A 1,018-nucleotide genomic window follows, 5' to 3' on the forward strand; every position below is an offset into this window, starting at 1 on the left:
GCCCAGGTCGCCAACCGCCAGATAACAGCCGCCTATGACGATGCCGCGGCGAGTTCGGCGAGGGCCGCGGCATCGTCATAGGCGGCTGTTATCTGGCGGTTGGCGACCTGGGCCGCCGGGCAATCGGCCTGCGGTTCGAGCACCGCCGTACGATAGCCGAGACGGGCCGCGGCCATCGCCAGCATGCGGCCGAGCTGGCCGCCGCCGATGATGCCGATGGTCGATCCCGCCGGCAGGCTCATGGCGCGTCCGTCGGTTCGGCGGCAACCTTGGCGGTCTGGGCGGCGCGCCAGGCGTCCAGCCGGGCGGCCAGCCGGTCGTCGTTTAGCGCCAGCACGGCGGCGGCCAGCAGCGCCGCGTTCGCGGCACCCGCCTTGCCGATGGCCAGCGTGCCGACCGGAATGCCGGCCGGCATCTGGACGATGGAGAGCAGCGAATCCTGGCCCGACAGCGCCTTCGATTCCACCGGCACGCCGAAGACCGGAAGCGGCGTCATCGCCGCCGTCATGCCGGGCAGGTGCGCGGCGCCGCCGGCGCCGGCGATGATAACCTTGTAGCCGGCCGCCTTGGCGCTCTTGGCGAAATCATAGAGCCGGTCGGGGGTGCGGTGGGCCGAGACGATCAGCCGCTTGTGCGGGATGCCCAGCGCGTCCAGTGTTTCCGCTGCATGACGCATCGTCGCCCAGTCGGACTGGCTGCCCATGATGATGGCGACGTCGGCACGCTGATCGGTCAAAGTTTTCGCTCCCGGCGGCAAAGGCGCGCCTTAGCGGAATTCGCCAATCGCCGCAAGGATTGTCGCCGCAGCAAGGCCGCGGCCACGGGAGCCTAGTCCGGCCAGCGCAGCGATCCGGCTGAATCCTTGCGCGCCGCTTTCATCGCGTCGGCCGGGCGGTCATTCGCGGCCAGCACGGCGCGCAGGCGCTCGGCGACGATCTCGGCCTCGCCGGGATGGAGATTGCACGGATCGAGGAAGAAGTGGCCGCGCTCGACCTCGTGGTTGCGCACGATGATCGGC

At 70.4% G+C, this 1,018-nt stretch carries 1 protein-coding gene and 2 pseudogenes; all 3 read right to left on the reverse strand.

Annotated features, from left to right (window positions below; genetic code table 11):
- Nucleotides 1-38: 38 nt before the first annotated feature.
- Nucleotides 39-242, reverse strand: a pseudogene (locus EOA33_RS36690) (5-(carboxyamino)imidazole ribonucleotide synthase); the annotation flags it as partial.
- Nucleotides 239-736, reverse strand: a complete 498-nt coding sequence (gene purE, locus EOA33_RS36695; protein WP_126057926.1) for a 5-(carboxyamino)imidazole ribonucleotide mutase — start codon at nt 734-736, stop codon at nt 239-241. The pseudogene EOA33_RS36690 and the gene purE, both read right to left, overlap by 4 nt.
- A gap of 92 nt (nt 737-828) precedes the next feature.
- Nucleotides 829-1,018: pseudogene (locus tag EOA33_RS36700) on the reverse strand (hypothetical protein); the annotation flags it as partial.

Origin of the sequence: Mesorhizobium sp. M4A.F.Ca.ET.050.02.1.1 (genome assembly GCF_003997725.1) — a bacterium.
Taxonomy (GTDB): domain Bacteria; phylum Pseudomonadota; class Alphaproteobacteria; order Rhizobiales; family Rhizobiaceae; genus Mesorhizobium.